Raw genomic sequence first — 1,257 nt, 5'->3', positions numbered from 1 at the left:
ACCTTCAATAGTGCAATATTGAAGGTTTTTTTTTATTCATAATTCTAGATGATTACATTTGTATCAAATTTATTTTATGGATTACTTCGAATTACATAAACAATACAAAGCCAATTCGCTTTTTGGTAGATACATTACTTTAAAAGATATTGAACCACTTCTAGAAAAACTTGCTACAGAAGTAATTGGAACTTCTGTTCAAGGAAAACCTATTTATAAACATATTATTGGTTCGGGTAAAATTAGAATTTTCATGTGGTCTCAAATGCATGGAAATGAAAGTACTACGACCAAAGCTTTATTCGATTTTTTGAATGTTCTTAATTCTGATGATGAACTAGGAGCGAAGTTACTCAATCATTTTACGTTTTGCATTCTTCCGATGGTAAATCCTGATGGAGCCGAACTTTACACTCGAGAAAACGCAAATAAAGTCGATTTAAATCGAGATTCAGTCAATTTATCGCAACCCGAGAGTCAATTACTTCGTAAAACTTTTGATGAATTTAAGCCCAATTTTTGTTACAATCTTCATGATCAAAGAACCATTTTTGGAGCTGGATCTACTGGAAATGTTGCAACAGTTTCTTTTTTAGCACCATCGTTTAATGAAAATCGCGACATCAATGATGTTCGAATAAAAGCCATGAAGGTAATTGTGGCCATGAATAATGAACTTCAAAAGCATATTCCAAATCAAGTAGGACGTTTTGACGATGGATTTAATTTGAATTGCATAGGTGATATGTTTACTTTTTTAAATGTTCCAACCATTTTATTTGAAGCCGGACATTATCAAGACGATTACTACAGGGAATTTACTCGAAAAATGATTTTCATAGCATTAGTTTCTGGATTAACAGATATTTACGAAAACGATATAGTTGATAATGAAATTGATGTTTATTTGCAAATTCCTCAAAATAATGTCGTTTTTTATGATTTTATTTATAAAAATGTTAAAATAAATTATGATAATAAAGAAATAATCACGAATTTTGCCGCTCAATACAAAGAAGAACTTATTGATTCAAATGTCCAATTAAACGCTTATATTGTTGAAGTTGGAGAATTAAAAGGAAAGTTTGGTCATTTTCAATACAATGCTCATAAAATGAAGTATTTTGATGAATTTGATAATATTCCGAAAATCAATCAAAAAGCTAACTTTTGTTTAGGAAAAGATATAAAATTTGTTAATGGTTTAAAAAAATAACATAATTTATTCTTTTTTATTAAATAAAATGTATTTATTTT

Annotated in this window: 1 protein-coding gene; it reads left to right on the top strand. The window is 28.4% G+C overall.

All coding sequences use genetic code 11. The features are described 5' to 3' along the window. Positions 1-76 precede the first annotated feature (76 nt). On the top strand, positions 77-1,216 hold the full coding sequence (locus DIU01_RS13550; protein WP_290835314.1) for a M14 metallopeptidase family protein: 1,140 nt from the start codon (positions 77-79) through the stop codon (positions 1,214-1,216). Positions 1,217-1,257 lie beyond the last annotated feature (41 nt).

It is taken from the genome of Flavobacterium sp. (assembly GCF_003525665.1).
Taxonomy (GTDB): Bacteria; Bacteroidota; Bacteroidia; order Flavobacteriales; family Flavobacteriaceae; genus Flavobacterium.
This window is presented reverse-complemented; position numbering and strand designations above follow the sequence as displayed.

Bases quoted from the DNA above. Each gene is read 5' to 3' on its own strand.
- DIU01_RS13550 (WP_290835314.1), top strand. From the start codon at position 77: ATGGATTACTTCGAATTACATAAACAATACAAAGCCAATTCGCTTTTT.